At 70.6% G+C, this 1,946-nt stretch carries 1 protein-coding gene and 1 pseudogene; both read right to left on the bottom strand.

The window, feature by feature from the left end:
• Nucleotides 1-316: 316 nt before the first annotated feature.
• A complete protein-coding gene (gene argF, locus BN903_RS10645) occupies nt 317-1,216 on the bottom strand; it encodes an ornithine carbamoyltransferase (RefSeq protein ID WP_048077710.1) in 900 nt (299 codons plus the stop codon).
• 39 nt (nt 1,217-1,255) lie between these two features.
• Nucleotides 1,256-1,946: pseudogene (locus tag BN903_RS10650) on the bottom strand (M20/M25/M40 family metallo-hydrolase); the annotation flags it as partial.

The raw sequence follows: 1,946 nt of genomic DNA on the forward strand, positions 1-1,946 counted from the left end.
TCGATCGACACGACCGCCGAAGCCCCAGCCGGGAGGCGGACAGACGCTCGCTGCGCTCCTCGTCGCTCACTCCGTTCGCTCCTGCGGTGCTTACGTCGCCTCTGTCCGCCTCCCGGCTGCCCCTTCGAGTCCCGCCTCGCACCGCACAGCACAGCCTCACACCTCCCCAGCCTCGTCAGTCGCCGTCGCTTCGCTCCGGCGACTGACTCCCTCGCGCGGTGCCGTTCGCGGTCGCCTGTGGCGACCGCTCACGGGCACGCGCCACCGCACATCTTCTTATAAATAGGTCCGCGGTCCGATCGGCTCCGTCCTTCGCCTACTCCCCGCCGAGCAGTTCGACGAGCAGCGCGTTCTGCGCGTGCATCCGGTTTTCGGCCTGATCCCAGACGAGGGCGCGGTCGGATTCGAGCACGTCGTCGGTTATCTCCTCGCCGCGGTGCGCGGGCAGGCAGTGCATCACCTTCGCGTCGGTGCCGGCGAGCAGGTCGGCGTTCACCTGGAACCCGTCGAAGGCGGCGAGCTTCTCGTCGCGCTCGTCCTCCTGTCCCATCGAGATCCACACGTCGGTGTAGACGACGTCCGCGCCGTCGACCACCGCCTCGGGGTCGGTCGTGGGAGTCACGTCCGCGCCGAACGCTGCGGCCCGGTCGAACACGTCGGGATCCATCCCGTAGTCGGCAGGGCTGGCGACCGTTACGTCGATTCCGGCCATCGCCGCGCCGACGACGAACGACTGGCCGACGTTGTTGCCGTCGCCGACCCACGCGACCGTCGCGTCCTCGCCGACGGTCTCCCGGATCGTCAGGAGGTCCGCGAGCGTCTGACAGGGGTGCGCCTCGTCGGTGAGCCCGTTGATCACGGGGCAGTCGGCGTACTCCGCGAGGGTCTCCACGTCCTCGTGGTCGAACAGCCGTGCCATCACCCCGTCGACGTAGCGACCGAGGACGCGCGCGGTGTCCTTCAGCGGCTCGCCGTGACCCAGTTGGATGTCGTCCGGCCCGAGGAACATCGCGTGGCCGCCCAGTCGGGTCATCCCCGTCTCGAAGGAGACGCGGGTGCGCGTCGAGGGCTTCTCGAAGATCATCCCGAGCGTCGCGTCCCCGAGTCGCGGATCGGTCTCGCCCGCCTTCATCGCGGCGGCGCGGTCGAGCAGGGCGTCCAGTTCGGTGGGCGTCACGTCGTCGATGTCGAGGAAGTCGTCGGTGGCGAGTGTCATGGTGGGAGTAGTTCGGAAAACGGGGGTTGGCTGTGGGCGTTACAGTCGCTCGCGGCAGACGTCGGTCAGGACGCGCACGGCGCGGTCGAGGTCCGGCAGCGGGAGCCGCTCGTCGGGCGCGTGGTCCAGGTCGGAGTTCCCTGGACCGTAGGTGACCATCGGGCAGTCCCACGCGGCCGCGAAGAGGTTCATGTCGCTCGTGCCGGTCTTCCGGAGCAGGCGCACGTCGCCGCCCGCCGACCGGATCGCGACGCGGAACGCCCGCGCGAGGTCGGTCCGCGGGCTCTCCATCACGGGGGGCGATCGGCTCGCCCCACCTGGACCGAGCCGGTCGCCACGCTCCGCCTCCGCCAGCTCGTGGATCTCGTCGACCGGGCGCGAGGGCGGGACCCGGAGCTGGACGTCCATCGTCGTCTCCACGGCGAGGCCGTCTTCGCTCAGGCCGCCGTCGATAGAGATGGGCTTGGTCGTCACCTGGTCGAACACGGCGGTCTCGGCGTCGTCCGGCGTGAACGTCTCCTCGACGCCGTGCCACCAGTCGATCGCGTGCTGGATCGCGTTCGGCTCCGGCCGCGAGGAGTGGCCCGACTCGCTCGTGTTCACGTACGTCCCCTCCAGCAGGCCGCGGTAGCCGAGGGTGACTCCCCCGCAGCCCGACGGCTCGCCGTTGATCACCGCCGTCGGGGGCGTCGCGGTCGGCGATGAGGGCGCGCGCGCCGCCGGAGTCGAC

This window comes from Halorubrum sp. AJ67, assembly GCF_000513435.1.